Genomic DNA, 16,590 nt, shown 5'->3' on the forward strand with positions numbered 1-16,590 from the left:
GTAGCGGCGGGTTTACCCGCGAAGAGAGCGGACACGCTGGCCCAAACCCCCAGTCATATCGTTAGATTGTTTCGATCTATCCCGCCTCCTAAATAGAATCACCCGCTGTGATAAAGTGACTCGCTCGAACACGGCCCGCTGGCCGTCCATAAGATCGTTTTTCGTGAGTAGCCATGGTCGACAAACTGACGCACTTGAAACAGCTGGAGGCGGAGAGCATCCACATCATCCGCGAGGTGGCCGCCGAGTTCGACAACCCGGTGATGCTGTACTCGATCGGCAAGGATTCCGCCGTAATGCTGCACTTGGCGCGCAAGGCCTTCTTCCCGGGCAAACTGCCGTTCCCGGTGATGCACGTCGACACCCAGTGGAAATTCCAGGAGATGTACAGCTTCCGCGACAAGATGGTCGAGGCAATGGGCCTGGAGCTGATCACCCACGTCAACCCCGAGGGTGTGGCGCAGGGCATCAACCCATTCACCCATGGCTCCTCCAAGCACACCGACATCATGAAAACCCAGGGCCTCAAGCAGGCACTGGACAAGCATGGTTTCGACGCCGCCTTCGGTGGCGCGCGCCGCGACGAAGAGAAGTCGCGGGCCAAAGAGCGCGTTTACTCGTTCCGGGACAGCAAGCACCGCTGGGACCCGAAGAACCAGCGCCCCGAGCTGTGGAACGTGTACAACGGCAAGGTCAACAAGGGCGAGTCGATCCGCGTCTTCCCGCTGTCGAACTGGACCGAGCTGGACATCTGGCAGTACATCTACCTCGAAGGTATCCCGATCGTGCCGCTGTACTTCGCCGCTGAGCGTGAAGTCATCGAGAAGAACGGCACCCTGATCATGATCGACGACGAGCGCATCCTCGAGCACCTCTCCGAGGAAGAGAAAGCACGCATCGTCAAGAAGAAGGTGCGTTTCCGTACCCTGGGCTGCTACCCGTTGACGGGCGCTGTCGAGTCCGAAGCCGAGACGCTGACAGACATCATTCAGGAAATGCTCCTGACGCGCACTTCCGAGCGCCAGGGCCGAGTCATCGACCACGATGGCGCCGGTTCCATGGAAGACAAAAAACGTCAGGGCTACTTCTAATTTTCAGGGTTACTCCATGTCGCACCAATCCGATTTGATCAGCGAAGACATCCTCGCTTATCTGGCTCAGCACGAGCGTAAAGAACTGCTGCGTTTCCTTACCTGCGGCAACGTGGATGACGGCAAGAGCACCCTTATCGGGCGCCTGCTGCACGACTCGAAGATGATCTACGAGGACCACCTCGAGGCCATCACCCGTGATTCGAAGAAGTCCGGCACCACCGGCGAAGAAGTCGACCTGGCGTTGCTGGTTGACGGCCTGCAGGCCGAACGCGAGCAGGGCATCACTATCGATGTCGCCTACCGCTACTTCTCCACCGCCAAGCGCAAGTTCATCATCGCCGATACCCCGGGCCACGAGCAGTACACCCGCAACATGGCCACCGGCGCTTCGACCTGCGACCTGGCGATCATCCTGGTCGATGCCCGCTACGGTGTGCAGACCCAGACCCGCCGCCACAGCTATATCGCCTCGTTGCTGGGCATCAAGCACATCGTCGTCGCGATCAACAAGATGGACCTCAAAGGCTTCGATGAAGGCGTCTTCGAGGAAATCAAGGCCGACTACCTGAAGTTCGCCGAAGCCATCAACCTGACGCCGAGCAGCCTGCACTTCGTGCCGATGTCGGCGCTCAAGGGCGACAACGTGGTCAACCGCAGCGAGCGTTCGCCGTGGTACACCGGCCCTGCGCTGATGGAAATCCTCGAAACCGTGGAAGTGGCGGCCGACCGCAACTTCACTGACCTGCGTTTCCCGGTGCAGTACGTCAACCGTCCGAACCTGAACTTCCGCGGCTTTGCCGGCACCATCGCCAGCGGCGTGGTGCACAAGGGTGATGACATCGTCGTGTTGCCGTCGGGCAAGAGCAGCCGGGTCAAGTCCATCGTCACCTACGAAGGTGAGCTGGAGAACGCCGGCCCAGGCCAGGCCGTGACCCTGACCATGGAAGACGAGATCGACATCTCCCGGGGTGACCTGCTGGTGCATGCCGACAACGTACCGCCGGTAACCGACCAGTTTGACGCCATGCTCGTGTGGATGGCCGAGGAGCCGATGCTTCCTGGCAAGAAGTACGACATCAAGCGTGCCACCAGCTATGTGCCGGGCTCGATTGCCAGCATCACTCACAAGGTCGATGTGAATACGCTGGAGCAGGGCGCTGCCAGCGCACTGCAACTGAACGAGATCGGCCGCGTCAAGGTTGCCCTGGACGCCGCCATTGCCCTGGACGGTTACGACAGCAACCGCACCACCGGTGCGTTCATCGTTATCGATCGACTGACCAACGGCACCGTTGGCGCCGGCATGATCATCGCACCGCCGGTACTGCCGCACGGCAGCACCGGCCAGCATGGCAAGCAAGCCCACGTCTCCACCGAAGAGCGCGCCCTGCGCTTCGGTCAGCAGCCTGCCACCGTGCTGTTCAGCGGCCTGTCCGGCGCAGGCAAGAGCACCCTGGCCTATGCCGTTGAGCGCAAGCTGTTCGACATGGGCCGAGCGGTATACGTGCTCGACGGCCAGAACCTGCGCCACGACCTGAACAAGGGCTTGCCGCAGGACCGCGCCGGCCGCACCGAAAACTGGCGCCGCGCCGCTCATGTGGCGCGCCAGTTCAACGAAGCCGGCCTGCTGACCCTGGCAGCGTTCGTGGCCCCTGACGCCGAAGGTCGCGAGCAGGCCAAGGCGCTGATCGGCAAGGAGCGCCTGGTGACTGTTTACGTTCAGGCCTCGCCGTTGGCTTGCCGTGAGCGCGACCCGCAAGGCCTGTACGCTGCCGGTGGCGAGAACATCCCGGGCGAAAGCTTCCCGTTCGATGTACCGCTGGATGCTGACCTGGTGATCGATACTCAGCGCACCAGCGTCGAAGAAGGTGTGAAGCAGGTGCTGGATGTGCTGCGTCAGCGCGGTGCGATCTAAGCGCTAGCCTGCAGGAAAAACCCCGCTTCGGCGGGGTTTTTCGTTCTTGAAAGGCGCATTTTTGACCGAGGCTTGCGCGTGGTGCAACGACGCGCCGTGCTTCGAGTTGGCGCACGACCTAGGGCTAGCTCCTCAGGCAAAGCGGGTTCAAATATGCGTTTCCGACACCGGAATCACCCGCCTTTCCTTCACCGCCTTATAGGAAAAACTTGAGTAGATTTCCTTCACCCCGGGCAAACGCTGTAGCACTTCCCGGGTAAATTCCCCGAACGATTCCAGGTCCCGCGCCAGGATCTCCAGCAAAAAGTCATAGCGCCCGGAGATGTTGTGGCAAGCGACAATCTCGGGAATTTCCATTAGCCGTTGTTCGAACGCCTGCGCCATGTCCTTGGTGTGCGAATCCATCATGATGCTGACGAACGCGGTCACGCCAAACCCAAGCGACTTGGGCGAGAGGATGGCCTGGTATCCAGTGATGAACCCGTTGTCTTCCAGCAACTTGATCCGTCGCCAGCAGGGGGAGGTGGTCAGGGCAACCTGGTCAGCAAGTTCGGAAACAGTAAGGCGGGCGTTGTCCTGCAGGGCGGCGAGCAGGGCGCGGTCGGTGCGGTCGAGGCTTGCGGGCATGTCTTGCCCTCCTGTTCGGCTATTTATTGGTTTTGTTCCAAAAAGTGGCCATTTGCGTGTGCGAGTTTGAAATGAATCAGGCAGCTCGGTGGCATAAGCTTATAACAAACCACCAGAGGCTGTTGCCATGCGCGGCTCCGATAACAACACCGGTTTTTCCACCCGTGCCATCCACCATGGCTACGACCCGCTTTCCCATGGCGGTGCCCTGGTGCCACCGGTGTACCAGACCGCTACCTATGCCTTCCCTACTGTCGAGTACGGCGCTGCGTGTTTCGCCGGGGAGGAGGCTGGACATTTCTATAGCCGCATCTCCAACCCCACACTGGCTTTGCTGGAGCAGCGCATGGCTTCGCTGGAGGGCGGTGAGGCCGGGTTGGCATTGGCCTCGGGGATGGGCGCGATTACCTCGACCATCTGGACCCTGCTGCGGCCCGGCGATGAACTGATTGTCGGGCGCACCTTGTATGGCTGCACCTTCGCTTTCCTGCACCACGGCATTGGCGAATTCGGGGTCAAGATTCGCCATGTCGACCTCAACGATGCCAAGGCTCTGAAAGCGGCGATCAACGGCAAAACGCGGATGATCTACTTCGAAACCCCGGCCAACCCCAACATGCACCTGGTGGACATCGCCGCGGTGGCCGAGGCAGTGCGGGGGCATGACGTACTGGTGGTGGTCGACAACACCTACTGCACGCCGTACCTGCAGCGACCACTGGAGCTGGGGGCGGACCTGGTGGTGCATTCGGCCACCAAGTACCTCAGTGGCCATGGTGATATCACGGCGGGTCTGGTGGTGGGGCGCAAGGCGCTGGTCGACCGCATTCGCCTTGAAGGGCTGAAAGACATGACCGGGGCGGTGCTGTCGCCACATGACGCGGCGCTGCTGATGCGCGGGCTCAAGACCCTGGCGCTGCGCATGGACCGGCATTGTGCCAACGCCTTGCAGGTGGCGCAGTTCCTCGCACGGCAGCCGCAGGTGGAGCTTATTCACTACCCCGGGTTGCCGTCGTTCCCCCAGTACCCACTGGCACAGCGGCAGATGCGTTTGCCGGGAGGGATGATTGCTTTCGAGCTCCAGGGGGGCATTGAGGCTGGGCGACGCTTCATGAATGGCCTGCAGCTGTTTGCCCGGGCGGTGAGCCTAGGTGATGCAGAATCGCTGGCGCAGCACCCGGCGAGCATGACCCATTCAAGCTATACACCGCAGGAGCGGGCGCAGCACGGCATATCGGAGGGGCTGGTGCGATTGTCGGTGGGGCTGGAGGATATCGAGGACCTGCTGGCGGATGTCGAGCAGGCACTGCAGGTCTGCAGTTAGGTCGCCTGGCTGGCCGCTTCGCCGCGCGCAGCGCAAGCGCGTGTGGGCGCGGGCTGGCCCGCGAAGAGGCCAGTGAATCCGACCCACAAAAAAGGCCTCTTGCGAGGCCTTTTTCATGGTCAGCGGGTCAACGCTTGAGCCCGTAGCTCTCGTCGAGCATGCCCGGCGAGTTTGGCGACTTCGGCGCATAGTCCCGTGGCACTTCGGCGGTATCCTTGGGCGGTGTGAGGCGGTCACGTGGCGCCTGGGCCGACTCGGAGTGCAGGGCAGCCAGCAGGCGCTGACGGGTCACGTCGTCGAGGGCCAACGTGTTGGCGCCTTCGGCAAGGTGATCCTGGACATCCTGGTAGCTCTGGGTCAGCTTCTTGACCAGCACGGCGGTGCTGTTGAAGTGGGTGACCACTTCATTCTGATAGGTGTCGAAACGCTGCTGGATATCGTCCAGCTGGCGTTGGGTGCTGCTCGGCGCGGCATTGGGCAGCAGGCGGGCTACGATGAAACCGACCGCCACACCGATGACCAGGGCCAGGGTTGGCAACAACCAAACAAGGAGCGAGAGTTCCACGAGTCCTTCCTCTATAAACGGCTTTGCTTTACGTTAACGGCTCAGACCTGCGCTGTATACCGCGAGCGATCGCAAATCAGAACAGAATTCCTCACCTAGACGAATCGACCCCCTTCGAGGTCACGGAGTTAGTGCCTTGCTTGTCCGCGAAACCCCCTTGTTCATCGATGGCCCAGTGGGCCAGCTGGAAGCCTTGTACCTGGACGTGGCCGATGCCCGCGGTGCGGTGCTGATTTGCCACCCCAACCCGGTTCAGGGCGGCACCATGCTCAACAAGGTGGTCTCGACCCTGCAGCGCACGGCCCGGGACGCAGGCTACGTGACCTTGCGTTTCAACTACCGCGGTGTCGGCCAGAGCGCCGGCAGCCACGACATGGGCGCCGGTGAAGTGGCCGATGCCGAGGCCGCCGCAGCCTGGTTGCGCGAGAAGCACCCGGCCTTGCCGTTGGTACTGATGGGCTTCTCCTTTGGTGGGTTTGTCGCCACCAGCCTGGCCGGGCGCCTGGAAAGCGCCGGGGGCGCGCTGCAACATTTGTTCATGATCGCCCCAGCGGTGATGCGCCTGAGCGGGGCGTTCCCGCTGCCGCAGCGTTGTCCGATCACCGTTGTCCAGCCTGACGCCGACGAAGTCGTCGCTCCCCAGCTCGTTTACGACTGGTCCGACGCGCTGTCGCGCCCCCATGAGCTGCTGAAAGTGGCAGAATGCGGTCACTTCTTCCATGGCAAGCTGACCGATCTGAAAGATCTGCTGCTGCCGCGCCTTTCGAATTGAGCCAAGCCTGAATAAGCGAACACCCATGACCACGCGCATTCTCACTGGTATCACCACCACCGGCACCCCGCACCTGGGCAACTACGCGGGCGCCATTCGCCCGGCGATCCTCGCCAGTCAACAGCCTGGTGCCGACTCGTTCTACTTCCTGGCCGATTACCACGCCTTGATCAAGTGTGACGATCCGCTGCGCATCCAGCGCTCGCGCCTGGAAATCGCCGCCACCTGGCTGGCCGGTGGCCTGGACCCGGCAAAGGTAACGTTCTACCGCCAGTCCGACATTCCCGAAATCCCGGAGCTGACCTGGCTGCTGACCTGCGTTGCCGCCAAGGGTCTGCTCAACCGTGCGCATGCCTACAAGGCGTCGGTGGACAAAAACCTCGAAAACGGCGAAGACCCGGACGCCGGCGTTTCCATGGGCCTGTACAGCTACCCGGTGCTGATGGCCGCGGACATCCTGATGTTCAACGCGCACAAGGTGCCGGTCGGTCGTGACCAGATCCAGCACGTGGAAATGGCCCGTGACATTGGCCAGCGGTTCAACCACCTGTTCGGCCAGGGCAAGGACTTCTTCGCCCTGCCTGAGGCGGTGATCGAGGAAAGTGTTGCCACCTTGCCGGGCCTGGATGGTCGCAAGATGTCCAAGAGCTACGACAACACCATCCCTCTGTTCACCACCGCCAAGGACATGAAGGACGCCATTTCGCGCATCGTCACCGACTCGCGCGCCCCTGGCGAAGCGAAGGACCCGGACAATGCCCACCTGTTCACCCTGTTCCAGGCGTTCTCCACACCGGCGCAGTGCGCTGAGTTCCGCGAAGAACTGCTGCAGGGTCTGGGTTGGGGCGAGGCCAAGCAGCGTCTGTTCCAACTGCTCGACGGCCAGCTCGCCGAGAAGCGCGAGCACTACCATCAGCTGATTTCGCGCCCTTCGGACCTGGAGGACATCCTGCTGGCCGGTGCCGCCAAGGCCCGCAAGATTGCCACGCCGTTCCTCGAGCAACTGCGCGAAGCCGTTGGCCTGCGCTCGTTCCGCAGCAGCGTGCAGGCCAGTACCGAAGTGAAGAAGAAGGCCGTCAAGAGTGCGCGTTTCGTCAGCTTCCGCGATGAAGACGGCAGCTTCCGGTTCCGTCTGCTGGCCGCCGATGGCGAGCAACTGCTGCTGTCGCGCCGCTTCGCCGACGGCAAGAGTGCTGGCGCTGTGAGCAAGCAATTGCAGCAGGGCGGTGAAGCCGATGTGCGCGTCGAGGGCCTGGGTTTTGGCCTGTGGCTGGGCGGCGAGCAAGTTGCCGACGGGCCGCAGTTCGACAGCGCTGAGGCGCGTGATGCGGCCATTCAAAGCCTGCGTGAGGCCCTGGCTCCACAGCAGGACTGAGGCATATTGACGCAAGTCTGATTGCCATTAAGCGGGCCGGTCGCTACAGTGACGGCCCGTTTTTTGTTGCCTCGCTAACGAAATCATGACGCCCCTAGAACGATATCAAGCAGATCTGAAACGTCCCGACTTCTTCCATGACGCGGCGCAGGAAACTGCAGTGCGTCACCTGCAGCGTCTCTACGACGACCTGATCGCTGCGCAGAACAACAAGCCGGGCGTGTTCGGCAAGCTGTTCGGCAAGAAGGAACAGACGCCGGTCAAGGGCCTGTATTTCTGGGGCGGGGTAGGCCGCGGCAAGACTTACCTGGTCGATACCTTCTTCGAGGCGCTGCCGTTCAAGCAGAAGATGCGCACGCACTTCCACCGCTTCATGAAGCGCGTCCACGAAGAGATGAAAACCCTCAAGGGTGAAAAGAACCCGCTGACCATCATCGCCAAGCGGTTCAGCGAAGAGGCCAAGGTCATCTGCTTCGACGAGTTCTTTGTCTCGGACATTACCGATGCCATGATCCTTGGCACCTTGATGGAAGAGCTGTTCAAGAACGGCGTATCGCTGGTGGCAACCTCCAACATCGTCCCTGACGGCCTGTACAAGGACGGCCTGCAGCGTGCGCGGTTCCTGCCGGCCATCGCCATGATCAAGCAATACACCGACGTGGTGAACGTCGACAGCGGGGTCGACTATCGCCTGCGCCACCTGGAGCAGGCCGAATTGTTCCACTACCCGCTCAACGAGGCGGCCGAGCAAAGCATGCGCGCGAGCTTCAAGGCGCTGACGCCAGAATGCACCCAGGCCGTCGACAACGACGTGCTGATGATCGAGAACCGGCCGATCCATGCCCTGCGCACCTGCGACGATGTCGCCTGGTTCGACTTCCGCGCGCTGTGCGACGGCCCCCGCAGTCAGAACGACTACATCGAGCTGGGCAAGATCTTCCACGCCGTGTTGCTGAGCAACGTCGAGCAGATGGGCGTCACCACCGACGATATTGCCCGACGCTTCATCAACATGGTCGATGAATTCTACGACCGCAACGTCAAGCTGATCATCTCGGCCGAGGTGGAGCTCAAAGACCTGTACACCGGCGGGCGGTTGAGCTTCGAGTTCCAGCGTACCCTCAGCCGGTTGCTGGAAATGCAGTCGCACGAATTCCTGTCGCGCGCACACAAGCCCTAAGGGGCCAAGTTTCACGAAAAAGCCAAAGCAGGCTGCGGTCGGCTTTGGCTTTTTTGCTCTTTGTTGCCGCCAGGAAGCCTGTCAGGCTTCCTGCATGAACTGCTGCCGATACTGGTTCGGCGACAGCTCCGTATGCTGGCGGAACAACCGTGCAAAGAAGCTGGCATCGTCGTAGCCGACCTCATAACTGATGGTCTTGATGCTCTTGCGCGTACTCGACAGCAACCCCTTGGCCGTTTCGATCCGTAGCCGCTGCAGGTAATGCAATGGCTTGTCGCCGGTCGCACCCTGGAAGCGACGCATGAAGTTGCGGATGCTCATGCCGTGGTTCCGGGCCACATCCTCAAAACGGAACTTGTCGGCGAAGTGTTCCTCCAGCCAATGCTGGATCTGCAGGATGATCAAGTCCTGATGCAGCTTCTGCCCGCCAAAGCCCATTCGCCCCGGCGTGTAGTTGCGCTGCACTTCGTAGAGGATGTCGCGGGCCACGGCGCGGGCCACGTTGGCGCCGCAGAAGCGCTCGATCAGGTAGATGTACAGGTCGCAGGCCGAGGTGGTGCCGCCAGCGCAATAGAGGTTGTCGGCATCGGTCAGGTGCTTGTCCTGGTTCAGACGAATCTTCGGGAAACGCTCGGCGAAGCTGGCGAAGAAACGCCAGTAGGTGGTCGCCTCCTTGCCGTCGAGCAGGCCGGACTCTGCCAGCCAGAACACCCCGCTGGCTTCGGCGCACAACACCGCGCCGCGGGCATGCTGCTCGCGCAGCCACGGCAGGACCTGTGGATAACGTGCCAGCAGGTTGTCGAAGTCTTCCCAGAAAGCCGGCAGGATGATCACGTCAGCATCGTCCAGGCCACCGTCGACCGGTAGCTGAACATGGCTGAAGCTGTCCACGGGTTGACCGTCCGGGCTCACCAGGCTGATGTCGAACATGGGCTGCACGCCCAGGCCCAACTGCTTGCTGTAGCGCAGGCTGGCGAGGTGGAAGAAATCCTTGGCCTGCATCAGTGTTGATGCAAACACTTTGTCAATGGCCAGGATGCTGACGCGCCGCAGCGACGCCGAGGGTTGGGTAAACATCATTGTCATTGTTCTTATAGGGTAGAGTGGTCAATCACCGGCTGGATCGTCTTATTTTTTGGCGATTGTGTCTACCCCGCAGCATCGAGCTGCCCTGTTCGTGGGTAAACCCGCGGCCATAGGGGCCGCAGGCCTTGCTAGGACGGGTTTACCCGCGAACCAGTCGGCGCTGGTTCGGCTCAAGGCGCCGGATTGGGCTGCTCCTGATGGATCGCCTCGATGGCAGCAAGCAACTCATCGCTCAGGTTCAGCTCAGCACTTCTGAGGTTGCTCTCCAGTTGCATCAGGTCGGTCGCACCGATGATGTTGCTGGTCACAAATGGCTGACGGGTGACAAACGCCAGGGCCATCTGCGCCGGGTCCAGGCCATGGGCCTTGGCGAGTTGCACATAGCGGCTGCAGGCGGCCACGGTTTGCGGGTTGGAGTAGCGGGAGAAACGGCTGAACAGTGTCAGGCGGCCCTTTTCGGGGCGGGCGCCGTTTTCGTATTTGCCCGACAGCATGCCGAACGCCAGCGGTGAGTAGGCAAGCAGCCCACACTGCTCGCGGATCGCCACCTCCGCCAGGCCCACCTCGAAGCTGCGGTTGAGCAGGTTGTACGGGTTCTGGATCGACACCGCGCGCGGCCAGCCACGGGTTTCGGCCAGTTGCAGGAACTTCATGGTGCCCCACGGCGTTTCGTTGGACAAACCAACGTGGCGGATCTTGCCGGCACGCACCTGTTCGTCCAGGACTTCGAGGGTTTCTTCCAAGGGAGTGAACAGGTCATTGGCCAGGTGCTGGTAGCCCAGCTTGCCGAAGAAATTGGTGCTGCGCTCGGGCCAGTGCAACTGGTACAGGTCGATGCGGTCGGTGCGCAGGCGCTTGAGGCTTTCATCCAGCGCGGCGACGATGTGCTGGCGGTTGTGCTTGAGCTGGCCGTCGCGGATATGGCTGATGCCGTTGCCTGGGCCTGCGACCTTGCTGGCGAGGACCCAGTCATCGCGGTCACCATGCTGGCGGAACCAGTTGCCGATGATGCGTTCGGTGGCAGCGTAGGTCTCTGGGCGGGGAGGGACCGGGTACATTTCTGCGGTATCGATGAAGTTGATGCCGTGGGTTTTGGCCAGGGCGATCTGGGTGAAGGCCTCGGCCTCGTCGTTCTGCTCACCCCAGGTCATGGTGCCCAGGCACAGGGCGCTGACGTCGAGGTCGGTACGGCCGAGCTTGCGGTATTCCATCGGGAAGTGTCTCCTTGGCAAAAGAAGCCCATAAAAGCAGGTTGAAATTTTTCGCGCAATCTGGATAATTCGGCCCCTCTCCGTGTGGCGGAAGTGATGCACCACCACGCAGGAAGAACCCCGTCGAACATTGGCGTGCCCGACCCGAGCCCCCAAAAGCGTCTGTGTTCGGCTGCGCGCTTGCCCTTGGCAAGCTGTGCACTATCCAGTAAGATTCGCCGTCTATTTTTCGCTGGGCGGCCTCTGAGGCTTTAGAGAATGAAAACTTTTACTGCTAAACCGGAAACAGTAAAGCGCGAGTGGTTCGTAGTCGACGCCGCTGGCCAGACCCTGGGTCGTCTGGCTACCGAAATCGCTAGCCGTCTGCGTGGCAAGCACAAACCAGAATACACCCCTCACGTTGACACCGGCGACTACATCGTCGTCATCAACGCCGAGCAAATCCGTGTAACTGGCGCCAAGTCTTCCGACAAGATGTACTACTCCCACTCCGGCTTCCCGGGCGGTATCAAGGAAATCAACTTCGAGAAGTTGATCGCCAAGGCCCCTGAGCGTGTTATCGAAACCGCGGTCAAAGGCATGCTGCCTAAGAACCCGCTGGGTCGCGACATGTACCGCAAGCTGAAAGTGTACGCGGGTGCTGCTCACCCACACACTGCTCAGCAGCCTCAAGAACTGAAGATCTAACGGGATAGTTCATTATGTCGGCGACTCAAAATTACGGCACTGGCCGTCGCAAGACCGCAACCGCTCGCGTTTTCCTGCGTCCGGGTACTGGTAACATCTCCATCAACAACCGTCCTCTGGACACCTTCTTCGGCCGCGAAACCGCTCGCATGGTTGTTCGCCAGCCGCTGGAGCTGACCGAGACCGTTGAGAAGTTCGACATCTACGTCACCGTTGCCGGTGGTGGTGTCAGCGGTCAAGCCGGTGCGATCCGTCACGGTATCACCCGCGCTCTGATGGAATACGACGAAACCCTGCGTGGCGCTCTGCGTCGTGCTGGCTACGTCACCCGCGACGCTCGTGAAGTCGAGCGTAAGAAAGTGGGTCTGCGTAAAGCGCGTAAGCGTCCTCAGTACTCCAAGCGTTAATACCGCTTCGGCAGTCGAAAAAGCCCGGTTCCTTTGGAACCGGGCTTTTTTTATGTCTTGAACTAACCTGTCAGCATGTCCGTGGCAGCTCGTCGCATAGACGCAGATCAAGCAAAGCGAGGGTTCTAGCCCGTACCTGGGGTAATCACCTTGTCAGTGTGTGGACTTGTTTCTTACCATGGCGGCCAACTTTTAGTGCCACAGACATAACCTAAGTACAGGCCTGGTTCAACAGGCCAAGCAAGCTGATGGGAGAGGACTGAATGAGCAATGACGGCGTCAACGCAGGCCGGCGCCGCTTCCTCGTAGCCGCGACATCCGTGGTCGGGGCGGCGGGGGCAGTGGGGGCTGCGGTACCGTTCGTGGGGTCATGGTTTCCCAGTGCCAAGGCGAAAGCCGCTGGTGCACCGGTGAAGGTCAACATTGCCAAGGTCGAGCCTGGGCAGCAGATGGTCGCTGAGTGGCGCGGCCAACCTGTGTTTATCGTGCGGCGAACGGACGAAATCCTCGGTAACCTCAAGAAACTCACCGCAGAGCTCTCCGACCCAGAATCGAAAGCGTCGGTACAACCGACCTACGTCGACCCTGAGGTTCGTTCGATCAAGCCGGAAATCCTCATTCTCGTCGGCCTCTGTACGCACCTTGGGTGCTCGCCGACCTTCCGCCCGGAGGTCGCACCTGCCGACCTTGGCCCCAAATGGGTGGGTGGCTATTTCTGCCCGTGTCACGGCTCACACTACGACCTGGCCGGGCGCGTCTACAAGTCTCAGCCGGCGCCTCTCAACCTGCCAGTGCCGCCGCACTCTTATGAGTCGGATGACATCATTGTCATCGGCGTCGACCAGGAGAAAGCATGATGAGCAAGTTCATGGACTGGATTGACGCTCGCTTCCCCGCCACCAAAATGTGGGAAGACCACCTCAGCAAGTATTACGCGCCCAAGAACTTCAACTTCCTGTATTTCTTCGGCTCCCTCGCCCTGCTGGTACTGGTGAACCAGATCGTCACCGGCGTGTGGTTGACCATGAGCTTCACGCCTTCGGCAGAAGAGGCCTTCGCCTCGGTCGAGTACATCATGCGTGATGTGGAGTACGGCTGGATTCTGCGCTACCTGCACTCCACCGGTGCTTCGGCATTCTTCATCGTGGTTTACCTGCACATGTTCCGTGGGTTGCTCTACGGCTCCTACCAGAAGCCGCGCGAACTGGTGTGGCTGTTCGGCATGCTGATCTACCTGGCACTGATGGCTGAGGCCTTCATGGGTTATCTGCTGCCTTGGGGGCAGATGTCGTACTGGGGGGCACAGGTGATCATCTCGCTGTTCGGTGCCATTCCGGTGATTGGCGATGACCTGACCCAGTGGATTCGTGGCGACTACCTGATTTCGGGCATTACCCTGAACCGCTTCTTCGCACTGCACGTCGTGGCCCTGCCCATCGTGATCCTCGGCCTGGTCGTGCTGCACATCCTGGCCTTGCACGAGGTGGGTTCGAACAACCCGGATGGCGTCGACATCAAGAAGAAAAAGGATGAAAACGGCATCCCACTCGACGGTATTCCGTTCCACCCGTACTACACCGTCAAAGACATTGTCGGCGTGGTGGTGTTCCTCTTCGTGTTCTGCGCGGTGGTGTTCTTCTTCCCGGAAATGGGCGGTTACTTCCTGGAAAAACCCAACTTCGAGCAGGCTAACGCGTTCAAGACACCTGAGCATATTGCGCCGGTCTGGTACTTCACGCCGTTCTACGCGATCTTGCGTGCCGTGCCCGACAAGCTGTTCGGCGTAATCGCCATGGGTGCTGCGATCGCGGTGCTGTTCGTGTTGCCATGGCTCGACCGCAGCCCGGTGCGCTCGATGCGCTACAAGGGTTGGCTCAGCAAGGTCTTCCTGCTGGTGTTCTGCATAGCCTTCATCATCCTCGGTGTTCTGGGGGTACTGGCACCTACGCCTGGGCGCACCTTGTTGTCGCAGGTGTGCACGGTGTTGTACTTCGCCTACTTCCTGCTGATGCCGTTCTACACAAGGCTTGAGAAGACCAAACCGGTTCCGGAAAGGGTGACTGGCTGATGAAAAAGTTGATTGCAGTATTTTTGCTGGCAGTGATGCCTGCCTTTTCCTTCGCGGCCGAACATGGCCAGGAGCTGGACAAAGTCGATATCGACCTCACCGACAAGGCGGGCATGCAGGATGGGGCGCGGACCTTTGCCAACTATTGCATGGGCTGCCACAGCGCCAAGTTCCAGCGTTACGAGCGTGTTGCAGATGACCTGGGCATCCCCCATGAGCTGATGCTCGAGAACCTTGTGTTCACGGGTGCCAAGATCGGGGACCACATGAACATCGGCATGAAGCCCAGTGATGCCAAGACCTGGTTCGGTGCTGCGCCTCCTGACTTGACCTTGGTCGCCCGCGTGCGCGGCACCGATTGGCTGTACACCTACCTGCGCAGCTTCTACGAGGACCCGTCGCGCCCTTATGGGGTGAATAACAAGGTGTTCCCGAACGTTGGCATGCCCAACGTGCTGGTTGGCCTGCAAGGCAACCAGGTCATTGGTTGCAAGCAGGTGCAGATGGTGGTCGATGGCAAGAAGCAATTCGACCCTTTGACTGGCAGCCCGCTGACGCATGAGGCCTGCGACCAGCTGACCATCACGCCGAATTCCGGTACCCTGACGGCCGAGCAGTTCGACGAGAAGGTCAAGAACCTGGTGACCTTCCTGGCCTATTCGGCCAACCCGGTCAAACTGGAAAGCCAGCGCATCGGTACCTATGTGTTGCTGTACCTGGCTTTCTTCTTCATATTTGCCTACTTGCTCAAGCGCGAATACTGGAAGGACGTGCACTGATCACGCAGTAGTTTCTGGTTGTTGAACGCGCCCGGGGCACCCTAGCGATCTTGCTAGGGTGCCCCGGGCGCGTTTTCATTTACAGTTTCACAAGCATCCCTTGCGAGGAGGCGCTACATGGGCGCGACCAACAGGTTAGCCTGCTATTCCGACCCCGCTGACCATTATTCTCATCGGGTACGCCTGGTTCTCGCCGAGAAAGGTATCAGCGTGCAGGTCATCGATGTCGATCCTAATCGCCTGCCACCCAAACTGGTTGAAGTGAACCCTTACGGCAGCGTGCCGACCCTGGTCGATCGTGACCTGGCGTTGTATGAGTCGACCGTGGTGATGGAATACCTCGAGGAGCGTTACCCACATCCGCCACTGATGCCGGTTTATCCGGTAGCACGTGGCAACAGCCGCTTGCTGGTGCATCGGATCCAGCGTGACTGGTGTTCGTTGGCGGATACCGTGCTCGACCCGCGCAGCAGTGATGCCGCGCGTGCCGAGGCGCGCAAGGCACTGCGCGAGAGCCTGACCGGCGTCTCGCCATTGTTCAACGAATTCGCCTGCTTCATGAGCGATGAGCAAAGCCTGGTTGATTGTTGTCTATTGCCCATACTCTGGCGTTTGCCGGTCATGGGTATCGAATTGCCGCGGCAGGCCAAGCCGCTGCTGGATTACATGGAGCGACAGTTCACCCGCGAGCCGTTTCTGGCAAGCCTGTCCTCCGTTGAACGTGAAATGCGCAAGCTTTAAGGAGCCGTTGATGAACTCCAGTCGCCCCTATCTGGTTCGAGCACTGTACGAGTGGATCGTCGACAACGATTGCACGCCCCATATGCTGGTCAACGCCGAGTTCCCGGCAGTCCAGGTGCCGCAAGGTTTCGCCAGTGATGGCCAGATCGTCCTGAATATTTCCCCCAGTGCCGTGCGCAGCCTGCACATGGACAACGACGCGGTGAGCTTCGAGGGCCGCTTCAGTGGCGTCGCCCATTCGTTGTTCGTACCGGTAGGTGCCATTCTCGGCATTTACGCCCGCGAGAATGGCCAGGGTATGGTCTTCGAGCTTGAGCCGCCGTTGGCAGAAGGCGAAGAACTGGAGGAAGAAGGCCTAGAGCCTGATGACAATGGTCCGCCCGAAGGGGGCGGCCAGCCGCCGCGTCCAAGTGGCCGACCGAGCCTGAAAGTGGTCAAGTAAAAAAAAGGCGACCTGCAAGGGTCGCCTTTTTTTGCGGGCCTGAAATTACAGGTCGCTGATGCTGCGCACCTGGTCTTTATTGATGCGGGTGCGTTTGCCATCAAGCTGCTGGAACTCGTAGAAGCCGGTTTTTTTCTCGAAGTGCGGTGCGTCGACAGCCTGGATTTCGCGGCCATCGTTAAGGATGATCAGGCTTGGAGTGGAGCAGCCGGCCAAAGTAGCGAAGGCGCCGGCGAGCAGCGCAGGCAGCAGAAGCTTTTTCATGCGATGTTTCCTGAGGTTCTGAAAGGGTGGAGCTGTGGGTGAGGCCTGTACTG

General features: G+C 60.4%; 18 protein-coding genes. 13 read left to right on the plus strand and 5 right to left on the minus strand.

Annotated elements, in window-relative coordinates:
- Positions 1 to 173: 173 nt before the first annotated feature.
- Both cysD and cysN read left to right on the plus strand, forming a co-directional pair.
- Positions 174 to 1,091, plus strand: a complete 918-nt coding sequence (gene cysD / locus APH34_RS00635; RefSeq protein ID WP_054899240.1) for a sulfate adenylyltransferase subunit CysD — start codon at positions 174 to 176, stop codon at positions 1,089 to 1,091.
- 16 nt (positions 1,092 to 1,107) lie between these two features.
- A complete protein-coding gene (gene cysN / locus APH34_RS00640; protein ID WP_054899241.1) occupies positions 1,108 to 3,009 on the plus strand; it encodes a sulfate adenylyltransferase subunit CysN in 1,902 nt (633 codons plus the stop codon).
- A 147-nt stretch (positions 3,010 to 3,156) separates the two neighbouring features.
- Here cysN and APH34_RS00645 read toward each other — a convergent pair whose 3' ends face one another.
- Complete coding sequence (locus tag APH34_RS00645) at positions 3,157 to 3,636, minus strand: Lrp/AsnC family transcriptional regulator (protein ID WP_054899242.1); 480 nt, start codon at positions 3,634 to 3,636, stop codon at positions 3,157 to 3,159.
- Between the two features lie 127 nt (positions 3,637 to 3,763).
- Here APH34_RS00645 and APH34_RS00650 point away from each other — a divergent pair, with 127 nt between their 5' ends.
- Positions 3,764 to 4,960 (plus strand): methionine gamma-lyase, encoded by a 1,197-nt coding sequence (locus APH34_RS00650; protein ID WP_054899243.1) that lies wholly within the window; start codon positions 3,764 to 3,766, stop codon positions 4,958 to 4,960.
- Positions 4,961 to 5,087: 127 nt separating this feature from the next.
- On the opposite strand, the gene APH34_RS00655 is transcribed toward APH34_RS00650, so the two are convergent.
- Positions 5,088 to 5,525, minus strand: a complete 438-nt coding sequence (locus APH34_RS00655) for a YhcB family protein (RefSeq protein WP_054899244.1) — start codon at positions 5,523 to 5,525, stop codon at positions 5,088 to 5,090.
- Positions 5,526 to 5,661: 136 nt separating this feature from the next.
- Between APH34_RS00655 and APH34_RS00660 the strand changes: the two genes are divergently transcribed.
- The 3 genes from APH34_RS00660 to zapE all read left to right on the plus strand — a co-directional run bounded on the left by APH34_RS00660 (position 5,662) and on the right by zapE (position 8,852).
- Positions 5,662 to 6,297, plus strand: a complete 636-nt coding sequence (locus tag APH34_RS00660) for an alpha/beta hydrolase (RefSeq protein WP_054899245.1) — start codon at positions 5,662 to 5,664, stop codon at positions 6,295 to 6,297.
- Between the two features lie 25 nt (positions 6,298 to 6,322).
- Positions 6,323 to 7,672: a tryptophan--tRNA ligase gene (locus tag APH34_RS00665; RefSeq protein WP_054899246.1), complete on the plus strand. Its 1,350-nt coding sequence runs from the start codon at positions 6,323 to 6,325 to the stop codon at positions 7,670 to 7,672.
- An 85-nt stretch (positions 7,673 to 7,757) separates the two neighbouring features.
- Positions 7,758 to 8,852, plus strand: coding sequence for a cell division protein ZapE (zapE, locus tag APH34_RS00670; RefSeq protein ID WP_054899247.1), 1,095 nt, complete (start codon positions 7,758 to 7,760; stop codon positions 8,850 to 8,852).
- 81 nt (positions 8,853 to 8,933) lie between these two features.
- Here the strand turns inward: zapE and APH34_RS00675 are convergent, their stop codons facing one another.
- Together APH34_RS00675 and APH34_RS00680 are read right to left on the minus strand one after the other, a co-directional pair.
- A complete protein-coding gene (locus APH34_RS00675) occupies positions 8,934 to 9,854 on the minus strand; it encodes a GlxA family transcriptional regulator (RefSeq protein WP_176514917.1) in 921 nt (306 codons plus the stop codon).
- A gap of 254 nt (positions 9,855 to 10,108) precedes the next feature.
- Positions 10,109 to 11,149, minus strand: a complete 1,041-nt coding sequence (locus APH34_RS00680; RefSeq protein WP_054899248.1) for an NADP(H)-dependent aldo-keto reductase — start codon at positions 11,147 to 11,149, stop codon at positions 10,109 to 10,111.
- A gap of 258 nt (positions 11,150 to 11,407) precedes the next feature.
- Between APH34_RS00680 and rplM the strand changes: the two genes are divergently transcribed.
- From rplM to APH34_RS00715, 7 genes are all read left to right on the plus strand, one after another.
- The gene (rplM, locus tag APH34_RS00685; protein WP_008097538.1) at positions 11,408 to 11,836 is read left to right on the plus strand and encodes a 50S ribosomal protein L13; all 429 of its coding nucleotides are present in this window, start codon (positions 11,408 to 11,410) and stop codon (positions 11,834 to 11,836) included.
- 14 nt (positions 11,837 to 11,850) lie between these two features.
- Positions 11,851 to 12,243 (plus strand): 30S ribosomal protein S9, encoded by a 393-nt coding sequence (rpsI, locus tag APH34_RS00690; protein ID WP_054893989.1) that lies wholly within the window; start codon positions 11,851 to 11,853, stop codon positions 12,241 to 12,243.
- Between the two features lie 263 nt (positions 12,244 to 12,506).
- A complete protein-coding gene (petA, locus tag APH34_RS00695; protein WP_054899249.1) occupies positions 12,507 to 13,100 on the plus strand; it encodes a ubiquinol-cytochrome c reductase iron-sulfur subunit in 594 nt (197 codons plus the stop codon).
- Positions 13,100 to 14,311 carry a cytochrome bc complex cytochrome b subunit gene (locus tag APH34_RS00700; protein WP_054899250.1) on the plus strand — a complete coding sequence of 404 codons (1,212 nt, stop codon included), beginning with the start codon at positions 13,100 to 13,102 and terminating at the stop codon, positions 14,309 to 14,311. The genes petA and APH34_RS00700 overlap by 1 nt, the downstream gene beginning before the upstream one ends.
- A complete protein-coding gene (locus APH34_RS00705; protein WP_054899251.1) occupies positions 14,311 to 15,090 on the plus strand; it encodes a cytochrome c1 in 780 nt (259 codons plus the stop codon). Before APH34_RS00700 ends, APH34_RS00705 begins: the two co-directional genes overlap by 1 nt.
- A 117-nt stretch (positions 15,091 to 15,207) precedes the next feature.
- Positions 15,208 to 15,831, plus strand: a complete 624-nt coding sequence (locus tag APH34_RS00710) for a glutathione S-transferase N-terminal domain-containing protein (protein ID WP_054899252.1) — start codon at positions 15,208 to 15,210, stop codon at positions 15,829 to 15,831.
- A 10-nt stretch (positions 15,832 to 15,841) separates the two neighbouring features.
- Entirely contained in the window at positions 15,842 to 16,273 is a 432-nt protein-coding gene (locus APH34_RS00715) for a ClpXP protease specificity-enhancing factor (RefSeq protein ID WP_054899253.1), read from the plus strand.
- Between the two features lie 45 nt (positions 16,274 to 16,318).
- On the opposite strand, the gene APH34_RS00720 is transcribed toward APH34_RS00715, so the two are convergent.
- Positions 16,319 to 16,537, minus strand: a complete 219-nt coding sequence (locus tag APH34_RS00720) for a YgdI/YgdR family lipoprotein (RefSeq protein WP_054899254.1) — start codon at positions 16,535 to 16,537, stop codon at positions 16,319 to 16,321.
- Between the last annotated feature and the right edge of the window lie 53 nt (positions 16,538 to 16,590).

The sequence above is a fragment of the Pseudomonas sp. NBRC 111131 genome, assembly GCF_001320525.1.
Taxonomy (GTDB): domain Bacteria; phylum Pseudomonadota; class Gammaproteobacteria; order Pseudomonadales; family Pseudomonadaceae; genus Aquipseudomonas; species Aquipseudomonas ceruminis.